A 20,052-nucleotide genomic window follows, 5' to 3' on the forward strand; every position below is an offset into this window, starting at 1 on the left:
ATTATCTAAAAAGCCCTTTCCCTGCCCAGGTAAATATTTTTACCTGTATAAAAAGTATTGCCGGATGGGCCAGGTGAACCACTATCGCCCTCCATTTGCATGTTAATAATCAGCCACATCGGTTTATTTACCGAATTACTCATCGTATGCTTGGCTACCCAAACATTATCAATATAATAATGGCAATCTACATCAGTTGCACTTACTTTGTTATACCAGCATTTGTAATTATGATAAGAACCTGCATTAGAAACTGTTGTAAGTTTATTTTCCCAACCACCGTCATAAGTGTTTTGCCAATTGGTGTTGTTGCCTTTAAATTCCATAATGTCGCTTTCCGGTGGCCAGGAATTTACTCCGGTAATCCAGAATGCAGGCCAGGTACCCTTACTCGTAGGCACGGCAAAATCTCCTGAGATGGTATAACTCGGGAACTGATCGTTAATAAGCACCTGTTGCTTGGCATGGCATGCACCAGAATTATACCAAATGGCCACATTGGTAAAACCATTTGCTGTACTGTTTCCTGGCGATGATGCCAAACGGGTAGCTTTAATGGTTAATACGCCACCGCTTAAAGCGATTTGATTATGATTAGAAGAGCTGCCTACCATACGGGCCGAACCATTATGATCGGTACCCCAAGGATAGTTATAATTCCATTGGGCCTCAAAATTAGTGTAGCTCGCAAAAGAATTGCCATCAATTAAGGTTTCCCAGGCTTTGACCTGACCGCTATCAGATTTAACATCAGACTTATCTTTCTTACAAGATAAAAATCCGGTAAACAGGCATACCAACAGTAGGCACCATTTCATTTTTTCTTTACTCATTTTTTTTTGAATTAGGTAAATATTTGGTTAATTGTAAAGCAATTCACTTGATGTTAATTCATAAAAACTGAGATACAATTACGCTTACGTTCAAAATTGTAAACCCTTTTGTATTTTAACCCGGTATTTTCTAAATTATTAACAACTCACCAAGAGTAAAACTTACTTTAATGTAATCAAATATATACAAATCATATCCCATTTATAAGGGGGTAAATCGTAAAAATAGGGTGGTAAAATGAGCGTTGTAGTTTATGCTGAAATAAGTAAAAGCTATATAAAAGTAAAAGCCCGACCATTAATTTATGATCAGGCTTTTACTAAAGTTTAAATCCTATTTACAGTTATAAACTAAACTTAATGTGGTTAAAGATGCATCGGTTGCACTGCCACCGTTATTAGTATAGTTTTTGATCACAATGGAAGTTGCATTACCTTTACTATCAAAAACATAATTATATTCTTCTGTATCTACTCCAGATAGCTTATTAGAAGTTGTAAAAGTTTTTTTGAGTACATTTTTAGATGGTTTTCCAAAATAGTTCCCTGGCACATAATCTACAATGGCAGCAAGTGGATCAGCCATCTGGTATGCATTTACCGCCACCTCACCAGAATATTCATGAGTAATTGTCTCTACACTTCCATCTTCGGCATAGGTTACTTTCTCCTGTGTCAAATTACCACCTGTATAGCTAAGTTCGGCAGTTGAATTCAGAATATTTCCTAAATAGCTTTTAACAACCGTTAAATAACCATCAGCATTATAGGTATAGGTCCTCGTAGCACTTACCCCTGGGAAAAAATCAGACATATAACTGGAAACAGCCCTACCGTTTGCCAGGGTAAGTTCTGTTTTTTCACCATTTTCTAACGTACCGGTAATTTTAGTAGTGGAATAAGTATAAGTCATGGTTTCCCCATCACTCGTTGCACTGATCAATTTACCAGATGCATCATATTTATAGCTGATTTCAACTTCGCCCAGTGTACCAAAGTCGGTCTTTAAACTCGTCAGCTTGCAGCCATTTCCATTAAGATCAGGCCTGGCATTCCAGTTAATTTCTTTTTTACAGCCCGCCACTGCTATGGCAGCAACCAGGGTTACCATCACATATTTAATTGTTTTTTGCATTAAGATTTCCGGTTAAGAGGTTAAAATATCCAGCAAAGATATTAAAATTTCTCTTTTTTTATCCACTGCGCCAACAAGTTAAACCAGTCTACATCAGAAGTTTTGTTGATCAGGCCAAAGCCATGGGCACCTTTTTCATAGAGGTAAATATCAGTATCTATCTGATGTTGCTTTAGGGCTGCATTCATCAGTACACTATTTTCGTAGGGCACCGTTTTATCGTCTTTGGCATGCACAAAGAAAACAGGAGGCGTTTTTTGATTTACATTTTTATTGGCCGAGAAATAATGTTTTAAACTATCGGGAGGATTTGGTCCCAGTAAATTCTTCATGGTACCTGTATGCACCGATTCTTCGAAACTGATTACCGGATAAATTAAAGCAGCAAAATCTGGCCTCAGATTTATCTTTTCAGGGTTAGAAATTTTAAGATCATTATAATGGGTTACCAAAGTTGAAGCAAAATGTCCACCAGCAGAAAAACCCATAATCCCAATCTTCCTGGTCTTGATTCCATATTTTTTGGCATTCTTTCTAACCAGGTAAATGGCTTTTTGTGCATCCTGCAGCGGTCCGTAGGTTTTATCAACCATAATTTCATCGCTCGGCAAACGGTATTTTAATACAAATGCAGTAACACCAATGGCATTAAAGCGCCTGGCTACATCGGTTCCTTCATGGCTAAAGGCCAAAGCACCATAACCGCCACCCGGGCAGATAATTACGGCCGTTCCGGTGGCAATATTTTTAGGCGCTTCAAAAACCGTTACTGTAGGTATAGATACTTTTGTAACACTTAACGTACCATTTGAACGTACTTCTGTATTTTCTACATAGGTTGCTGGCGTAGGTTTTGCACCTGGAATGTCGCCAGTATATAATGGGATTACTTCTTGTGCATTCGAATAGCTAATTGCCATAAACAATAACATGATAAGGATTGATGATTTTGCCATTTGTTTTAGATTAAAACTCCATTAAATAAGCCTTTAAAAAATCATTGATATCACCGTTTAACACTGCATCGGGGTTAGAAGTCTGGTAATTGGTACGGTGGTCTTTCACACGCCTGTCGTCCAACACATAACTCCTGATCTGCGAACCCCATTCTATCTTTTTCTTCGATCCTTCGACAGCAGCAATGGCCTCGTTACGCTTCCGTTCTTCGATTTCGAATAATTGCGATTTGAGCAAACGGATGGCATTTTCTTTATTCTGTAACTGCGAACGCGATTCCTGGTTTTTAATAATAATGCCTGATGGTTTGTGGTATAAACGCACAGCGGTTTCAACCTTGTTTACATTTTGTCCGCCAGCACCGCCAGCCCTGAACGTTTCAAATTCAATATCGGCTGGGTTAATATCAATCTGAATGGTATCATCAACCAAAGGATAAACATATACCGAAGCAAAAGAGGTATGTCTGCGGGCATTGGAATCAAAAGGCGATATCCGTACCAAACGGTGAACACCATTTTCGCCTTTAAGGTAGCCGTAAGAAAAATCGCCGTCAAACTGGAGGGTTACCGATTTAATTCCTGCAATCTCCCCTTCCTGACTATCCTGTTCAGTAATTTTGTAGCCGTTTTTCTCGCCCCACATCAGGTACATCCGCATCAGCATATAAGCCCAATCGCAACTCTCGGTACCACCGGCGCCAGCAGTAATCTGCATAACGGCCGAAAGCTGATCTTCTTTACTGCGCAGCATGTTCTTGAGTTCGAGATCTTCTACAGCTTGTTTCGCGATGTCGAACTGCTCTTTCATTTCGGCTTCCGAAGCGTCTCCGGATTGAAAAAAATCGAACATCACAGCTGCATCCTCAACCGCATTATGGGTTTCGTTAAAACCATCAGTCCACTTTTTCTTTGAACTGATTTCTGCCAGAATTTTTTCTGCTTTTTTTGGATCGTCCCAGAAATCGGGCGCCATGGTTAATTTTTCTTCTTCGCTAATGGCGTAAAGTAGCTCATCAACGTCAAAGATACCTCCTCAGAGACGTTACCCTGTCTCTTAAATCCTGAACCTGTTCTTTTGTCATGGAAACAAATATAGGAAATCGCTTTGAGCATAGCGCATGACGGAAAGCGATTTCAATTGAAACCACTCCTTTTAATGTTTGTTAACCAATTTTATTTTCTTTTTAATCATTAGGCACCATGATTAATGAACCAATGACTATTGAACTAATAAACCAACGCTTATTTTTTCATAGCCATATAATCTAACGTTAGATTGGAAAGTAATTTAACCCCTAATACGAAACCACTTTCATCCAGGTAAAAATCTGGGGTATGGTGCGAAGCGGCTTTTAACGGATCTTTGCCTTTTGGCATGCCCCCTAAAAACACAAATAAGCCAGGTACTTTTTCCTGAAAGAAAGAGAAATCTTCAGCACCGGTAACAGGCGGTTTTAATTTGACATGATCAGCACCAGCAGTAGCCTGCATGCTTGGCAACATTTTTTCGGTAAGTGCAATATTGTTAAAGGTAACGGGATAATGGTTACTGTAAGGGATTTTCACTTCGGCTGTTGCGCCACCTGCCTCGGCTGTTTTGGTGGCAATGGTTTTTATCCGTTCGATAAACATGGCCTCATCTTCTTTACTGAAATTACGAACAGTACCGAGCATTTCTACTTTTTCAGGTATAATATTCGATCGAACACCACCGTTAATGGCACCAATGGTAACCACACCCGGATTCTCGGTAACATTTAAATTGCGGCTAACAATGGTTTGCAGGTTATTGATAATCTGAGCCGAAACCACCACGGGATCAATACTGCTCCATGGGTATGCTCCATGTGCCTGTCTGCCGGTAACCGTAATTTTCATATCGTTTACGGCAGCCATGGTACCACCCGGGCGATAGGTTACATCCCCAACCTCAGTTTGTGAATTGATATGCAGGCCAAAAATGACATCAACTTTAGGATTTTCGAGTACGCCCTCTTTTATCATTAACGCTGCACCACCTTCATCCCCCGCAGGCACACCTTCCTCAGCGGGCTGAAATATGAATTTCACCGTACCTTGAATATCTTTTTGCATCGATGCCAGCACTTCTGCTACACCCATTAAAATAGCCACATGACTATCATGTCCGCAGGCATGCATTACGCCAACCTCCTGTCCATTATATCGTGTCGTCACTTTCGAAGCAAACGGAATATCAACCCGCTCGGTAACAGGCAAGCCATCCATATCAGCCCGAAGTGCCACTACCGGTCCGGGCTTCCCACCTTTTAATACACCAACCACCCCGGTTTTGGCCACCCCCGTTTTTACCTGTATGCCTAACGATTCCAAATGTTTAGCAATAATACCAGCTGTTCTTACTTCAGTATTCCCCAGTTCAGGATGTTCGTGAAAATCACGTCTCCAGGTAATTACTTTTTGTTCTATGGCATCTGCTTTCTTCGAGACTAATGGCCTTAAATTTGATTTTTGCGCAAAAGCATTTAATGCCAGCAGAGAAAAACCGATCAGGTATATTTTTTTCATAATGGGTTAGTTTAGTTTAGGTGTTCTAAGCTAAACATTTTTATGGAGAGATGGAATTGAAACACCAAACAGGTACTTAGAAAATATTAAGCGGCTAAATAAAATATTGAATTGCCATACTTAGTCTTCCACAATGTCTGCCATAAAGTAAAATTCTTAATGATTTAGCACATTAAAAAGACCATTTTAAATTTTTGCTTTATTACTTTTACAAAAAAACAAAGATTATGTTACCTAAAATAAATTTCACAGAAACTGAGGCGTACAAGTATTTAGCCGATCATTTTATAGATATTAATCAAAAAAGCATTAAAGATCTTTTTGCTGAAGATGCAGATCGTTTCAATAAATTTTCTGTTTTTTTTGAAGATATCTTACTGGATTATAGCAAGAACCGCATCAGCGATGAAACATTAGCATTATTGATTCAATTGGCACGAGAGTGTAAATTGGATGAAGCCATAAAATCAATGTACAATGGTGATAAAATTAATGAAACTGAAGACCGTTCTGTGCTTCACATCGCCTTACGTAATTTAAGCAATACCCCAATTTTAGTTGATGGCAAAGATGTGATGCCCGAAGTAAATGCTGTATTGGCTAAAATGGAAAAGTTTAGCAACAGCATCATTAGCGGTGAATGGAGCGGTTATACCGGCAAAGCCATCACCGATGTAGTGAATATTGGTATTGGAGGCTCTGATTTGGGACCGGTAATGGTGACCGAAGCTTTAAAACACTATAAAAACCATTTAAATATTCACTTTATTTCCAATATCGATGGTACACACATCGCCGAAACATTAGCTGGTTTAAACGCTGAAACTACTTTATTCCTGGTCGCATCAAAAACGTTTACTACACAAGAAACCATGACGAACGCACACTCTGCCCGTAACTGGTTTCTGGAAAAAGGTGGCAAAGAAAGTGATATTGCCAAACACTTTGCAGCATTATCGACCAACGCGAAAGACGTTTCTGCTTTTGGTATCGATACCGAAAACATGTTCGAATTTTGGGATTGGGTTGGCGGTCGTTATTCTTTATGGAGCGCCATCGGCTTGTCTATATCGTTGAGTATAGGTTTCGACAACTTTAAACAGCTACTGGCTGGTGCCCATGCTACAGACAACCACTTTAGAACTGCAGAATTTGAAAATAATCTGCCCGTAATACTAGGTTTGCTGGGCGTTTGGTATATTAATTTCTACAATGCAGAAACGCAGGTCATTTTACCATATGACCAGTACATGCACCGTTTTGCCGCTTATTTCCAACAAGGTGATATGGAAAGCAATGGCAAACATGTTGATAGAAATGGTAATGAGGTTGATTATGAAACCGGACCCATTATCTGGGGTGAACCCGGTACGAATGGTCAGCACGCCTTTTATCAGTTAATTCATCAGGGCACGCGAATTATTCCTGCTGATTTTATTGCGCCGGCACAAAGCTTAAATCCATTGGGCGATCATCATCCTATCTTATTATCAAATTTCTTTGCACAAACTGAAGCTTTAATGAACGGTAAAACCGAAGAAGAAGTAACAGCCGAATTAAAGAAAGAAGGTAAATCTGATTCAGAAATTGAAAAAATTGCGCCATTTAAAGTTTTTGAAGGCAATCGCCCAACAAACTCCATATTATTGAAGAAAGTAACTCCTTATACATTAGGGAGCTTAGTAGCCATTTACGAGCATAAAATATTTGTTCAGGGGATTATCTGGAATATCTTTAGTTTCGACCAATGGGGAGTGGAACTGGGTAAACAACTGGCCAAAAAAATTCTTCCCGAACTGGCGGGCAGCGAAAAAGTTTCAAGCCACGATAGTTCTACCAACGGCTTAATTAACCAATATAAAACCTGGAGATAAAATAAGAAGCGAGCTTAATGCTCGCTTTTTTATTTTAATCCCATAGTGACCATTGTTTCAAACTCGTGAAAAATCAATTTATCTCTTCACCCGAACCTGGTAATTTTTAACTAAACTACCATCTTATAAACACCCAATCCCTGACCAATTCGTCATGCTGAACTTGTTTCAGCATCTTTTAGCCGGAAAGCCCCTGAAATGAATTCAGGGTGAAGGCCGATTAATAAAAAAAGATGGTATAAGCTAACGATAGGCAATATTAATAGAATTCAGGTTCTTAACAACTCAATCAGCGTTTAAACCCAAAAGTGTTAAGCTCCTTAAGCTTTAATTAAAGATACTAAAGTTAATCTGCCCTTAAAGACAAAAGATTTCATTTTGGCTAAAATATAGTTTATCCCGAAAGCCGTTCTGATGTAAAATCGGAACGGCTTTTTTATTTTTTTTCCAGGCAACCATTCCCGATCAACCCACGTAAAGGTTAAGATTTCAATAGAAATTACATAACCATGATGAATACGAAATAAGGTTATGTTTTTAAATAAGCAGAACATAAACTAAAGACTGGCCATCGGGCATAAAGATTTCAATTGCAGGCACAATCGAACATGAGGATATATAAAATGAATCCATCACCAATTTTACCCTTAATTAAATAGCTATGAAAAAACAAAATGCAATCTTTTCGTTAGTCACAATTACGGCCATACTTTTTGCCTGTTCTAAAAGACAAGCGGAAGAATTAAAACCAACAACACCAACGGGTCCAACCGCAGTAACCACTGCCAATGTAACCTATACCAATTTTGCGGGTGCACTTTTCCAAACCAAATGTAACAGTTGCCATGGCCCAAGCGGAGCAATTAAATCTGTTTGGTTATTTAATGGTATAGCCTCTGTTAAAAATGATAGCCGTGTAGCCAATAGTGTATTGGTTACCAAAACGATGCCCAAAGGAGGCTCTTTAACAACAAACGAAAGAGAACTGCTACAGGCATGGTTTGACAAGGGCATGCCGGAATAACCCATCTAATTTAACGCCGGTTTTATTCAAAACTTAAATACATTACAGATGCAAAAATTATTGTTAACATTAACAGCCCTATTTTTATGCACAGGCATAAAAGCACAGATCCTGGTAAGCAAAAGCGTTAATTCTTCGTTTTTTTCTTCTACACCTGTAGAAGATATCGACGCACAGAGCAAAACAGGTGCTTCTGCGCTCAATACCAAAACCAATGATGTCATTTTTAAAATCAACAATACCTCTTTTCAGTTTAAGAAAAAACTGATGCAGGAGCATTTTAACGAAAATTATATAGAAAGTGATAAGTATCCTACTTCTGATTTTAAAGGAAAAATTGTAGAACAAATCGATTTTTCAAAACCCGGCACTTATTCGGTAACGGTTAAGGGCAACCTGCAGATCCATGGCGTAACCAAAGCGTATACCACAAAAGGATCGCTGGTCATTACTGCTGATGAAGTGAAAGCCACGTCTACGTTTAATGTAAAACTGGACGATCATGACATCAAAATCCCAACGATCGTTTTTAAGCAGATTGCAGAAACCATCCAGGTAAAAGTGACTGCTATTTATCCATCCAAAAAATAAAATTTATGAAATTACATCTAAAATCTTTTTTGTACCTATCTGTTACCCTCCTGCCTGCTTTGGCTTTTGCACAAGATTCGCTCGAGAAAGCATTGCAAATGCCCACTGAAAAAAGGAATGTACAGGCTACTTTTAAAGCACCCAAACTCATCAATATCCAAACCAACGAAACCATTTATAAAAATGAACTGGATTTTAGGGTAGATCACCGTTTTGGCGATATTGCAGGCAGTGCAGGTGGTACCAAAAACTTTTTTGGACTAGATCAGTCAACAGATATCCGCATTGGTTTTGAATATGGGATCAGTGATAGGCTATCCGTAGGTTTAGCAAGGGCAAAAGGAGCTGGTGTAGTTACACAGCTTTATGAAGGAAACTTAAAATACCGCTTGCTGGAGCAAACTGCTGATGATAAAATACCTGTGGCAGTAACTTTATTCGGTAGTACCACCATTTCAGCTGCGAAAGCTTCAACAGATCCTACTGCTGCAAATGCATTTGGCGGATTTAAAGACCGCTTAACCTATGTAGCGCAGGCGGTGATTGCCCGTAAGTTTAATTCAAACTTTTCAATGCTGATCATGCCATCCTATGTACACCGCAATTTTACTGTTTTTGGTGATCAGAACGATATGCTTGCCTTATCCGTTGGTGGACGTATCAAAATCACCAAACGCATGGCTTTTGTAGCAGATTATACCATTCCCTTCAGGGATAAAAACAAAGAAGCTTATCTCGAAAGCACATTGGGCACAAAATACTACAAAACGCTTGGTGCCGGATTGGAATTTGAAACGGGTGGGCATATTTTTCACCTTAATTTCACCAATGCAACTGCCATTCAGGAATCGCAGTTTATTACCGACACCAATACTTCATGGCTTAAAGGGCAATACCGTTGGGGCTTCAGTATAGCAAGGAGATTTTCATTTGACAAAAAAAAAGCAAAATAGACCAAATTCAATAAAACTAAACGATTATGGAACGTAACGAATTTATTAAATCATTGGGACTGGGTGTTGCCATGGTTTGTACCGGAGCTTGCTTTTCTGCTTGCGGAAAAAAAAGTGATGCACTAGAACCTAACAACCCAAATGGTGGTGTTCCTTCAGGTACTACAGCAAGTGTTGACCTGAGCACACAATTATTAACTGTTGGTGCATCTGTCACGGTAAACAGCATATTATTTATCCGCATTGCAGCAGGTAATGCCAGTACTTCGTTTGTCGCCACACAGGCGGTTTGTCCACACCAGGGGGGAACACTAACATTTATTCAGGACAGTAATTATATTCAATGTGGTTTACATAGTTCGAGGTATACCACTTCAGGCAGCATTTTAGCTCAACCGAATGGCGGTGGAACTACCAGTGCATTGAAAGTATATCCGCTTACTGTTTCAGGGAATAAACTGACCGCAACAGCCTAAGCTTTTGATTTTAAGGAAAAGCAGTATCACAATGGGTACTGCTTTTTTTATGATTAAACCGTTACATTTTGTCCTTTAACATCAAAGGCATCCCGTAAACCTATTGCAAGCACATTAAAAGCATAAACCGTAAACATAATGGCTAAACCTGGCAAAACGGCAAGGTAAGCTGCATCCATAATAATGTAGCCATAATGCTCTTTGATCATACTGCCCCAGCTTGGCATGGGTGGTTGTGCACCAAAGCCCAAAAAGCTTAATCCGGTTTCCAGCAATATGGCCGATGCAAAATTAGAAGACGCAACCACCAAAATCGGACCGGCGATATTGGGCAATATATGCTTGATAATGGTTCTGGCTGTACTAAAACCCAGGGCCCTTGCCGCTTCTACAAATTCTACTTCTTTTAAAGCCATCACCTGCCCGCGTACCAGTCTGGCCACATCTACCCAGGTTGATAAACCTACCGCGATAAATATCTGCCAGAACCCCTTCCCTAAGGCAAATGAAATCGCAATAACGAGCAGTAACGAGGGTAGCGACCAAACCACATTCATAAACCAGCTGATAAAGGCATCTATCCTGCCACCAAAATATCCTGCAAGGGCACCTAAACTCACCCCGATAAAGAGTGAGATTAGAACGGCCATTAAACCTACAGATAATGAAACACGGATGCCTAAAATCAACCGGCTTAATAAATCACGTCCATAAATATCAGTTCCTAAAATATAGGTGCGTGTATAGATGTTATTTTCTTTAAAAAGCGCTTGTGATGTCCCTGTTTTTGAAGGCAAAACACAACTTGGGCACAAATCTTTCAGTTCATATCTGGTTTCTTTTGCTTTTTCGTCATCACCAATATATTCCTGAACAAAAACTGCATCGCCTTTTATCTGGTAAGAAGTGATTGGAATGCTTTTAAAAGTAGGCGTTTGCCCATTGAGCATTCTCTCAAAAAAGTTAACTTTTTCTACTTTGGGGTTCTGGCTGGTAATTAAAAAAGTAAAGGTGCTGCCAGGTTTCTTTTTGTTCAACTGGAGCGTTTGTACATTCGCATTTGGAGAATCGTCCGGCATAATCAAATAACCCAAAATACCCATTAGCATCAATAGTAAGATAAAGAGCAGCCCGCCGAAGGCCAGCTTATTCCGCTTAAACTTTAACCATACTTTTTTTGATGGGCTATTATCCATTATCTAACCATTCTGCCTTTCCAATTGTATTTACCACTATTTCCGGCAATGCCGATGTACACCATGTAAATTACATGAAGCACATTTAAAACAGGTATTAAAATAAGTAAACTGCGCCTCTTGGCAAATCCCGTTACATCCCATAAAAATAGTGTTTCTAAAACCATTTTAACCAACAACTGATAAAATGCGACGGCTAAAAACCCCGGAATAAAAAGTCCGGCAATAAAATTTGCGAGAATAGAAAGGTTAAAGATCCAAATCAGTACCCCTAATACGATAATAGCCTTATTTTTATAACGGGTACTCTTCGAAGCCCAGCGTTTACGTTGCTGGATAAATGCCCCCAATGTCTCTTTTGCGTGGGTATACACAATGGCTTCCCTATTTTTGAGGAAACCGATCTGATCTGGATATTTTGCTGCAATTTTATGCAACAGCAGTTCATCATCGCCCGATGCCAGATCATCTATCCCCTGAAAGCCCCCAACTTCATAAAAAGTTGTTTTTTCGTAGGCCAGATTTGCACCATTACAGGTTGATGGTTGCTTATTTCCGATGGTAGAGGCGCCTAAACCAATCAGATAAAGAAATTCTAAGGATTGTAACCGCTCAAAGAAACTCTTTTCCTGAAAATAAGCTACAGGTGAAGAAATCATTTTATAGTTTTTCTCTTCATACAGATTTACAATCGTAGCTAACCAACCAGATCCCATCCTGCAATCGGCATCTGTGGTTATAATCAAATCACCGGAGCAGGTACCGATAGCGGTTTGTATGGCTTTTTTCTTATAAGAGTTTAATGCCCGATCTTCATTTAATTTAATTAGTTTCACATTACGATCGGCATAACTTAACACAATTTCTGCTGTTCTATCGGTAGAATGGTCGTCAATAATGATAATCTCTGTCAAAGCTTTTGGATATTGCTGAGCAATCAGATCATCAATTGTTTTATTGATATTTGCTTCCTCATCCCTTGCAGCAACAATGATAGAAACCCTGGTTTGAGGATCAGATTTTTGTGGGGTAAAATAGATCAGGTTATGCCACCCTCTTATAAAATTAAGCACCAAAAACCCATAAATTAAGGTTAAAGCAGCAGAAAATAAACTAGTTAGATTTAAGACTTCCAAAAAAATTAAGTTTAAAAACGAAATAAGTGCCTAAGATAGCAGGAATTATAATATTAACGAGCCAAATACTGGCAGTACATGCAATAACTGCCGCATGCTGATCTGTTACATGTTTAAATAATTCAACCGCAGTTACACTCCTGATGCCTACATCAAAAAGATCCAATGAAGGTAATGCCGACTGTACCAAAAATAACAAACAGGTCATCATTACAATATCCGCATAATGCAATCCCGGCACCAGCCAAACAAAAAGAATAAAATATTGTGAACTGAATATCAGGTAACGGGCAAAACAGTAACCAATAATTTTAAAGAGTTCTTTTTTTCGGTACCTGGCTAAAATACTGTAAAATTTCTTATATTTTCGGGTGAATCTGAAAGACAACAAAATCCCATTCAACCAGCGGATATTAAAATAAAAGATCAGAAAAAACAGACCAAAAATTACCGCAAAAAAAACCAAAGCAATAAATAGTACCTTATCAATCGGAATAAAGCGGTATAAGAAAAAACAAGCTGCAATAGTTCCAAAAACGTTGGTCAGCACCAATTGACCGATACTACCCACACTCATCGCAACTATCCCGACAATTCTTCTGCGAGGGGAAAGGAAAAATACGCGACCACCATATTCACCCAGTCTATTGGGCGTAAAAATTGCAAGCGTTAAACCACAAAAAACAGATTCGATAGCCCTGTAAAAACTGATGGGTTCGATATGACTCATCAGGTATTTCCATTTACCTGCCTCTAAAAACCAGTTTACAAACATCAGGAGCACGACTATTCCGATTACCGTAATCATTTCTACCTGAGGGATCCCCTTTAGTAAAGTACTGAAATCTTGAAGGTTTTTATTTGCAACCAGTTTATGGTAAATAAACCAAAAGGCAAATATTACAATTGCAACTTTGATAAAAATCGATAATATTTTCTTTTGCCTGCCTGTCAAGATGCTCCTTTTATTTGCAAATATGCTTAATATTGCTGTAATGTTGAACGAAAAAAAGGAACGGGTAATTATGGGCATCGATCCGGGCACTGCAGTGATGGGTTATGGCGTAATTTTGGAAAAGGGAAATAAAACAGAACTGATCAGTTTGGGTGTAGTTAAAATGACCCATTTAGACGATCCTTTTCTTAAACTTCAGCGGATATTTGAAAAAACGGTAGTGTTGATGGAACAGTATAAACCTGATGTTCTGGCTATAGAAGCCCCATTTTATGGTAAAAACATCCAGGTACTACTAAAACTCGGCCGTGCACAAGGCATTGCCATAGCAGCCGCACTATCCAGAAATGTGCCCGTAACCGAATATTCTCCACGGAAGATCAAACAATCCATTACAGGCAGCGGAAACGCCACGAAAGAGCAGGTAGCCGCCATGTTGCAACGTCTACTCAATTTTAAAGAAACACCCGAGTTTTTAGATGCGACTGATGGACTGGCTGTTGCGGTTTGCCATTCCTTTCAGAAAATTACCTCAGGTGGTAAATCTAAAACCTATTCGGGCTGGGAATCTTTTGTAAGCGATAATAAAACCAAGGTTAAAGGTTTAGCAGCTAAGACGAAAAAATAATCTTAAATGAATTTTATGAGGCTGTCTCATAAATATCGAATTGCCATCCTGAGGGATAATTTATTGTATAAAAATCGATCTGAATGACAGTAATTAATCTTCATGTAAAAATTCCCTCATGTTACCGTCATGTCAAGCGGACCCGATAGCAATCGGGTGCAACACAGTCGAGAACCCGAAGGCTCTGCGAAGCAAAATCTAAATCAATAGATCTCTCCACTTCGCCTTGCTCCGGTCGAGATGATGACCATTCTAACGGAGTCTGTCAATGGTAGCGTAGTCGATGGACCTGTTTTAAATATTTTACAGGTCGTTTTGCCAGGCTCAACATGACAAATCCGTTTGAAGGCGTCCTCTAATTCTTTATTACGAACTGAAGCGTGGGATGCTGGCAATGGGGTGAAGCAATCCTATAAAATGGTTCGTGCGGACACGAACCACTGTACAAAGATTCTTATTGCCTGGCCCGATCGATCATGTTTTTAGTCGCTTCATCCATTGCCAGTTTATTCTTCCGGATAAAATGTTTTATCACAAAAAACACCACAACACCCACCAATACCAACATCCATAAATTAGAAATAGCAATAATAATCTCTTTAAAAATCGTCCAGCCGTTTACAATTCCCAACCAAAGCCTGTTTATAAATGCCGGACGGTAATCATACAGATTATCATTGGCAACAATCATGGTTTTTACTGTATTATCCTGATAAAAATTAAGGGTAATGGTACTGAATTTTACCCGGCTATCGATCTGCATGTTCTCGATTTTCTTATCCACATAATCGTCTTTGATGTAAAGAGATGATTCTACGTTGGCACTTTTCTTAGACGCTACTTTATTGATCTTCTCTACCGCATCAACTCTATTCTGCGCCTTTAGTTTATTGGCCAAATAAGCAATGCTTTGATCGTCCAGCTTCATCGATTGGTGATCGACAAAGACCGCTATTTTTGCAATGGTATTGGTAAATTCATCTAGTTTTTCAGATGGAATCTTCGCCACCAGATAACCTTCAGTGCGATAGGCTGTAATTTCTTTTAAAGAATCTGTAGATTGTTTTACTTTATCCGTTTCCTGGACAGTGCTTTCGATAGAAAACTCCGCAACAGTTCCTCCTTCCGCTTTAATCGTTTTGCTCAGCTGCTCTTTGGTATTTTGGACATTCTTAACCCTAAACCGCATATCAGCAGTTTTGATGATTTTTTCAGCAACAGTACTATCTGTAGGCACTCTTAATTCGTTTGCAACGATGAGGTCGGAGCTGGCATACTTTTCATTCGATTTTTGGCAGCCAAAAATTGTTAAAACTATGGCTATAGCAATAATATTCCTTTTCATGATTGAGTGTTTCTAAATAAATAATCATTTTAAATATTTGCTTCAAATGGCCATGAGAAGTTTTGCGTTTTGGGTTATTTTGTAACCTTCTTTTTCATTTAATACTACAAAGCGTTTTAGGTAACCCAAAAAACAAAATGTTTATATAACGATGTGATATAACCTGCATTTCCATAAAGTAAAAAACGAAAATAAATAATTACCTTATAATCAGAATACTATAAAAAACCTATTTTGTTGAGTGTAGAAAAATCTGCCCAGGAAATTTAAACCTGACAGGAGCAGGCACCGAACAAAGAGCAGTAAAACGGATGGCAGGGATTTCGGGACCGATAGCCACAGGAACCTGCTTTTCAAAAAAGAAAGATCGCATTTTCAACAACACAACTATGCATACCTGAATCTATGTTGTTATTTTTAGGAAAGCAAATGCAGAAGCAGTTGGGTTACTGCAGTCCCGCCTTTTGCTTTAGCCCTGATGAAAAATCAGGGGCTGCCGCTGCAAGTCGGGTTTAGCATAGAAAGGTGTACTTAAGCAATTTAAACCTGACAGGAGCGGGCACGAACGCAGTGAAGTAAAGCGGATGGCAGGGCTTTCGGAACCGATAGCCACAGGAACATGCTTTTCAAAAAAGAAGATTGCATTTTCAACAATACTACTCTTGATACTTGAATCTATGTTGTTATTTTTAGGAAAGCAAATGCAGAAGCAGTTGGGTTACAGCAGTCCCGCCTTTTGCTTTAGCCCTGATGAAAAATCAGGGCTGCCGCTGCAAGTCGGGTTTAGCATAGAAAGGTGTACCTAAGCAATTTAAACCTGCCAGGAGCGGACACGAACGCAGTGAAGTAAAGCGGATGGCAGGGCTTTCGGAACCGATAGCCACAGGATCCTGCTTTTCAAAAAAAGAACACTAAATTTATCTAAGCTATTTTCTTTTGAAATCTGACGGATTTATACCTTAAAACAAAAAAGCCGGTCATGAATAAACATAACCGGCTTTATATTTTGATAGCAGATTGCTTATGCGTCTAATATTTTGAATACACCTTTAATGGCAATAATTGCACCGATGAACAAAACAATCCATGATGCCAATGATACCTGCCAAGAATCGTAAGCGAAACGTGCGTAAGTACCCACCATGCAAACCAGTACACCAAAAATCATTAATTTATAAATTCCTGGCTGGTTAGCCGTTTTCATACTTTCAGTATTGTGCTTTAATTCGTTGTTCTCCATAATGTTTATTTTTATGATGCAGCAAAAGTAATACTTATTGCTGAATAATGATAAAAACTTAGTAACTTTTTAATCGTTCTAACCTTTGTTTCGCTTTATCTTTATCACTAAGTTTTTCGCCCTGATACAAAGGCTTTTCCCAATCCCCGTACATGGGGTTTGGCAATACAATATACTTTGTTCCAAATAAGTTCTGACTGGCATTTACCTGCCCGAAGGTATTTTTATTTTCGCGGTAAAAAATGTTACTGAAATCGCTTAAATTATCGCCACATAACAGTAGAATATTGTGTGTATCGCTAATTTTCTGGCGGCGCGGCTCCTTATTTGAGGTTCCTTTCGAAACGACTAAATGTGCATCATCTGCATAAGGGAAACCAAAATGTTGCAGATTTTTTAACGTAGCCGTATAATCCTTTTCATCACGATTACTTACATAAAAAGTTTCGATATTTTTTGAAGCCGCAAATTTTAAAAATGCCAAAGCGCCGGGAACGGTATCGGCCTGAGCCAAACTGGTCCATTCTGTCCAATCAGCAGGCACATAACTTCGTCCTTTTTTAATTTCATGTCCCTGAAAAGCAGAGTTATCCAAAACGGTTTCATCAATATCAACAATTACGCAGTTTGGCTTTTTACTCGTATCAGCCCACAAAGTTTCTTTTAAAGATAAGCGTGCAAAATTGTAGGCCTGAAAACATAACGCTCGGTACTCGCCCGAAGTTTGCTGCCAAAGTACGGCATTGGTATAATCTCTTGCCGGATTTTGGGCTGTGGCAAAAAACGGAATAAGCGATAGGATGATGAGGATGTATTTTTTCATGTATTAATATTATACTGCAAAGATAAGTTTAACCGTTCAAAAAAGTTCCCCTGTCAGCTTTTGATATCAATAATGTTTCTGCATCGGGATAAGCCTGCGTAAAAGTTGTGGGAATTTTATTTTTGCCTCTTTCGTTCCATTTAAACTCCACAGCTAAAAACCGCTGCTTTGTTTTTTCAATATAATCTATTTCCTGCTGTTGTGTAGTACGCCAAAAAAAACATTCGGCCTCTAACTGGTGCTGATGTAAATATTTCATGCGCTCACCAATCATATAATTTTCGAAAAGAGCGCCTACATCGTTCCTGTTTGCTATCTGGTTAAAATTCCGTGTAATGGCATTTACAATACCCGTATCGTAAAAATAGATTTTCTTATTCTTTTTGATCTCGTTGCGTACATTACCCGAAAATGCTGGCAGGGTAAAAACAACAAAAGATTTTTCGAGCAGGCTAATGTATTTATCAACTGTTTTCTGATCTGCTTTTACCAGTTGTGCCAGTTCAGAAAAGTTAACTTCGCTACCAATCTGTAGTGCCAAAGCCTTCACAATTTTTTCGAACAATAAAGGTTTTTTAACATCTTCTAAAGTGAAAAGATCCTTATAGAGATAACTGTCTGCAAGTAACTTTAAATGTTCTTCTGCATGTTGTGGATCGTTGATGATTTCGGGATAGGAACCATAAATTAAACGTTGTTCCAATGACCTTTCTTCAGTAATAAAATCAGTATCATGTACCAGTTCGGCATAAGAGAAGGGCAAAAGCATCATTTCATACTTACGCCCTGTTAAAGGCTCATTTATTTTTCCTGAAAGCTCAAAAGCTGATGAACCTGTTGCAATCACCTGAACATTTTTAAACCGATCTACAATGATTTTAATCAGTAACCCTACATCATTTATCCTTTGTGCCTCATCAATAAACAGAACTTCATAATCACCAAGCATTTGGCTAATTTGTATAGCATTCGGTTTAGCTAATGTTTCTCTTACATCAGCATCATCTCCATTGAGGTACAGGGTCTTTTTATCAACCTTTGCCAATAACTGTTCAACAAAAGTAGTTTTTCCGGTCTGCCTTGGACCAAAGATGATAAAGGCTTTTCCTTTAAAAAGCCTGGCAAACGCATAATCCAACTGTTTACGAACAATCATAATAAAAAATCCAACACAAAAGTATAATAATTTTGGATTACAATCCATAGAAAACATAATAATTTTGGATTACAATCCATAAAAATTATAATAATTCTGGATTAGAAGTTTAAAAAGCATTAAAAAAGCCCATTTCAATTAAGAAATAGGCTTTATAATTTTTTGGCTGAGGACTAAAGACTTCCGACTTTAGACTGACTTATCCGTTCAATGCTGCTGCACCGCTTACAATCTCAGTTAACTCTGTTGTAATGGCTGCCTGACGTGCCTGGTTATATGAAAGTTTTAATGCTTTCAATAACTCACCTGCATTTTCAGTCGCTTTATCCATTGATGTCATACGTGCGCCATGCTCAGAAGCATGAGAATCTAACACGGCTTTGTACAACTGAATTTTGATTGATTTAGGGATTAGTTGTTCTACAATTTCTTCTTGCGAAGGCTCTAAAATATAATCAACGTTTGTTGTTTTCTTATCCGTTTTTAGATCTGCCGGTGTTTCTTCTGCTTTAGGCAAAGGTAACAACTGTTCAGTTGTAATAAATTGCACTGCTGCGTTTCTAAAACGATTATACACCACTTCTACTTTATCAAACTCGCCTTTAACAAAACCAGCCATGATCGCATCTGTAATTTTGGTTACATTTTCGAAAGTTAAGGCCGAGAATATTTCGTTATTGTTACCGATAACGTTGTATTTGCGTTTCTCGTAAAAATCCTGAGTTTTCTTACCGATAGAAATAATGCTCACATTACCGTTTTTCAACTGTTCGCTATACTTCTCAGCAATTAAGTTATTGGCCGCTTTAATTACGTTCATGTTAAAAGCACCAGCCAAACCACGGTTGGACGATACAGTAACAATTAAAACCTTATTGGGCTCACGCTCCTGGATAAAAGGCGATGACGATCCCTCTAAACTTGCTGATAGATTACCTAAAATCTCCTTGAGTTTAGTTGCATAAGGACGTAAAGCGATAATTGCATTGGTAGCACGCTTCAACTTAGCTGCCGAAACCATTTTCATAGCTTTGGTAATCTGCTGTGTTGACTGTACCGATGCAATCCGGTTTCTTACTTCTTTTAAATTAGCCATTCTTTATTTAGATGTGAGATGTGAGATGTAAGATGTGAGACGTTTCCGGCCCAATCTCAAATCTCAAATCTCATGTCTCAAATCT

19 protein-coding genes are annotated in these 20,052 nt (G+C 38.7%); 6 read left to right on the forward strand and 13 right to left on the reverse strand.

Features of this window, described 5'->3' with window-relative positions; translation table 11 throughout:
* Positions 1–5: 5 nt before the first annotated feature.
* The 5 genes from ABEG20_RS15630 to ABEG20_RS15650 all read right to left on the reverse strand — a co-directional run bounded on the left by ABEG20_RS15630 (position 6) and on the right by ABEG20_RS15650 (position 5,474).
* Positions 6–833 carry a glycoside hydrolase gene (locus tag ABEG20_RS15630; RefSeq protein WP_406824216.1) on the reverse strand — a complete coding sequence of 276 codons (828 nt, stop codon included), beginning with the start codon at positions 831–833 and terminating at the stop codon, positions 6–8.
* 334 nt (positions 834–1,167) lie between these two features.
* Entirely contained in the window at positions 1,168–1,968 is an 801-nt protein-coding gene (locus tag ABEG20_RS15635) for a hypothetical protein (RefSeq protein ID WP_406824217.1), read from the reverse strand.
* 41 nt (positions 1,969–2,009) lie between these two features.
* The gene (locus ABEG20_RS15640; protein WP_406824218.1) at positions 2,010–2,924 is read right to left on the reverse strand and encodes an alpha/beta hydrolase; all 915 of its coding nucleotides are present in this window, start codon (positions 2,922–2,924) and stop codon (positions 2,010–2,012) included.
* 10 nt (positions 2,925–2,934) lie between these two features.
* Positions 2,935–4,009, reverse strand: a protein-coding gene (gene prfB / locus ABEG20_RS15645; protein WP_406824219.1) for a peptide chain release factor 2 whose coding sequence is annotated in 2 segments (ribosomal slippage) — positions 2,935–3,948 and positions 3,950–4,009 — 1,074 coding nt in all. Because the reading frame shifts where the segments join, the coding sequence is not laid out codon by codon here.
* Between the two features lie 160 nt (positions 4,010–4,169).
* Positions 4,170–5,474, reverse strand: a complete 1,305-nt coding sequence (locus tag ABEG20_RS15650; RefSeq protein ID WP_406824220.1) for an amidohydrolase — start codon at positions 5,472–5,474, stop codon at positions 4,170–4,172.
* 227 nt (positions 5,475–5,701) lie between these two features.
* On the opposite strand from ABEG20_RS15650, the gene pgi reads away from it, so the two are divergent.
* From pgi to ABEG20_RS15675, 5 genes are all read left to right on the forward strand, one after another.
* Entirely contained in the window at positions 5,702–7,348 is a 1,647-nt protein-coding gene (gene pgi, locus ABEG20_RS15655; RefSeq protein ID WP_406824221.1) for a glucose-6-phosphate isomerase, read from the forward strand.
* Positions 7,349–8,009: 661 nt separating this feature from the next.
* Positions 8,010–8,372: a hypothetical protein gene (locus tag ABEG20_RS15660; protein WP_406824222.1), complete on the forward strand. Its 363-nt coding sequence runs from the start codon at positions 8,010–8,012 to the stop codon at positions 8,370–8,372.
* A 48-nt stretch (positions 8,373–8,420) separates the two neighbouring features.
* The gene (locus ABEG20_RS15665) at positions 8,421–8,963 is read left to right on the forward strand and encodes a YceI family protein (protein ID WP_406824223.1); all 543 of its coding nucleotides are present in this window, start codon (positions 8,421–8,423) and stop codon (positions 8,961–8,963) included.
* Between the two features lie 5 nt (positions 8,964–8,968).
* Positions 8,969–9,916: a DUF5777 family beta-barrel protein gene (locus tag ABEG20_RS15670; protein ID WP_406824224.1), complete on the forward strand. Its 948-nt coding sequence runs from the start codon at positions 8,969–8,971 to the stop codon at positions 9,914–9,916.
* Between the two features lie 26 nt (positions 9,917–9,942).
* Positions 9,943–10,392, forward strand: coding sequence for a ubiquinol-cytochrome c reductase iron-sulfur subunit (locus ABEG20_RS15675; RefSeq protein WP_406824225.1), 450 nt, complete (start codon positions 9,943–9,945; stop codon positions 10,390–10,392).
* Positions 10,393–10,445: 53 nt separating this feature from the next.
* Here ABEG20_RS15675 and ABEG20_RS15680 read toward each other — a convergent pair whose 3' ends face one another.
* The 3 genes from ABEG20_RS15680 to ABEG20_RS15690 are packed head-to-tail and all read right to left on the reverse strand — an operon-like array spanning position 10,446 to position 13,679.
* Entirely contained in the window at positions 10,446–11,588 is a 1,143-nt protein-coding gene (locus ABEG20_RS15680) for an ABC transporter permease (protein ID WP_406824226.1), read from the reverse strand.
* The gene (locus ABEG20_RS15685) at positions 11,588–12,724 is read right to left on the reverse strand and encodes a glycosyltransferase (RefSeq protein WP_406824227.1); all 1,137 of its coding nucleotides are present in this window, start codon (positions 12,722–12,724) and stop codon (positions 11,588–11,590) included. The genes ABEG20_RS15680 and ABEG20_RS15685 overlap by 1 nt, the downstream gene beginning before the upstream one ends.
* On the reverse strand, positions 12,702–13,679 hold the full coding sequence (locus tag ABEG20_RS15690; protein ID WP_406824228.1) for a lysylphosphatidylglycerol synthase domain-containing protein: 978 nt from the start codon (positions 13,677–13,679) through the stop codon (positions 12,702–12,704). Before ABEG20_RS15690 ends, ABEG20_RS15685 begins: the two co-directional genes overlap by 23 nt.
* Before the next feature lie 40 nt (positions 13,680–13,719).
* Between ABEG20_RS15690 and ruvC the strand changes: the two genes are divergently transcribed.
* Positions 13,720–14,307 carry a crossover junction endodeoxyribonuclease RuvC gene (gene ruvC / locus ABEG20_RS15695; protein WP_406824229.1) on the forward strand — a complete coding sequence of 196 codons (588 nt, stop codon included), beginning with the start codon at positions 13,720–13,722 and terminating at the stop codon, positions 14,305–14,307.
* Positions 14,308–14,761: 454 nt separating this feature from the next.
* Here the strand turns inward: ruvC and ABEG20_RS15700 are convergent, their stop codons facing one another.
* From ABEG20_RS15700 to atpG, 5 genes are all read right to left on the reverse strand, one after another.
* Positions 14,762–15,652, reverse strand: coding sequence for a DUF4349 domain-containing protein (locus ABEG20_RS15700; RefSeq protein ID WP_406824230.1), 891 nt, complete (start codon positions 15,650–15,652; stop codon positions 14,762–14,764).
* 1,021 nt (positions 15,653–16,673) lie between these two features.
* Positions 16,674–16,892, reverse strand: a complete 219-nt coding sequence (locus ABEG20_RS15705) for a hypothetical protein (RefSeq protein WP_029278686.1) — start codon at positions 16,890–16,892, stop codon at positions 16,674–16,676.
* Between the two features lie 58 nt (positions 16,893–16,950).
* Positions 16,951–17,715, reverse strand: a complete 765-nt coding sequence (locus ABEG20_RS15710) for a 5'-nucleotidase, lipoprotein e(P4) family (RefSeq protein ID WP_406824231.1) — start codon at positions 17,713–17,715, stop codon at positions 16,951–16,953.
* Between the two features lie 28 nt (positions 17,716–17,743).
* Entirely contained in the window at positions 17,744–18,871 is a 1,128-nt protein-coding gene (locus tag ABEG20_RS15715; protein WP_406824232.1) for an ATP-binding protein, read from the reverse strand.
* A gap of 199 nt (positions 18,872–19,070) precedes the next feature.
* Entirely contained in the window at positions 19,071–19,967 is an 897-nt protein-coding gene (gene atpG / locus ABEG20_RS15720) for an ATP synthase F1 subunit gamma (protein WP_406824233.1), read from the reverse strand.
* Between the last annotated feature and the right edge of the window lie 85 nt (positions 19,968–20,052).

The sequence above is a fragment of the Pedobacter sp. KACC 23697 genome (genome assembly GCF_045348445.1).
Taxonomy (GTDB): Bacteria; Bacteroidota; Bacteroidia; order Sphingobacteriales; family Sphingobacteriaceae; genus Pedobacter.

Excerpts from the sequence above, each read along its gene's own strand:
- ABEG20_RS15635 (WP_406824217.1), bottom strand. The coding sequence starts at position 1,968 with ATGCAAAAAACAATTAAATATGTGATGGTAACCCTGGTTGCTGCCATA.
- ruvC (WP_406824229.1), top strand. The coding sequence starts at position 13,720 with ATGTTGAACGAAAAAAAGGAACGGGTAATTATGGGCATCGATCCGGGC.
- pgi (WP_406824221.1), top strand. The coding sequence starts at position 5,702 with ATGTTACCTAAAATAAATTTCACAGAAACTGAGGCGTACAAGTATTTA.
- ABEG20_RS15660 (WP_406824222.1), top strand. The coding sequence starts at position 8,010 with ATGAAAAAACAAAATGCAATCTTTTCGTTAGTCACAATTACGGCCATA.
- ABEG20_RS15670 (WP_406824224.1), top strand. The coding sequence starts at position 8,969 with ATGAAATTACATCTAAAATCTTTTTTGTACCTATCTGTTACCCTCCTG.
- ABEG20_RS15675 (WP_406824225.1), top strand. The coding sequence starts at position 9,943 with ATGGAACGTAACGAATTTATTAAATCATTGGGACTGGGTGTTGCCATG.
- atpG (WP_406824233.1), bottom strand. The coding sequence starts at position 19,967 with ATGGCTAATTTAAAAGAAGTAAGAAACCGGATTGCATCGGTACAGTCA.
- ABEG20_RS15710 (WP_406824231.1), bottom strand. The coding sequence starts at position 17,715 with ATGAAAAAATACATCCTCATCATCCTATCGCTTATTCCGTTTTTTGCC.
- ABEG20_RS15705 (WP_029278686.1), bottom strand. The coding sequence starts at position 16,892 with ATGGAGAACAACGAATTAAAGCACAATACTGAAAGTATGAAAACGGCT.
- ABEG20_RS15665 (WP_406824223.1), top strand. The coding sequence starts at position 8,421 with ATGCAAAAATTATTGTTAACATTAACAGCCCTATTTTTATGCACAGGC.
- ABEG20_RS15630 (WP_406824216.1), bottom strand. The coding sequence starts at position 833 with ATGAGTAAAGAAAAAATGAAATGGTGCCTACTGTTGGTATGCCTGTTT.
- ABEG20_RS15700 (WP_406824230.1), bottom strand. The coding sequence starts at position 15,652 with ATGAAAAGGAATATTATTGCTATAGCCATAGTTTTAACAATTTTTGGC.
- ABEG20_RS15715 (WP_406824232.1), bottom strand. The coding sequence starts at position 18,871 with ATGATTGTTCGTAAACAGTTGGATTATGCGTTTGCCAGGCTTTTTAAA.
- ABEG20_RS15680 (WP_406824226.1), bottom strand. The coding sequence starts at position 11,588 with ATGGATAATAGCCCATCAAAAAAAGTATGGTTAAAGTTTAAGCGGAAT.
- ABEG20_RS15640 (WP_406824218.1), bottom strand. The coding sequence starts at position 2,924 with ATGGCAAAATCATCAATCCTTATCATGTTATTGTTTATGGCAATTAGC.
- ABEG20_RS15650 (WP_406824220.1), bottom strand. The coding sequence starts at position 5,474 with ATGAAAAAAATATACCTGATCGGTTTTTCTCTGCTGGCATTAAATGCT.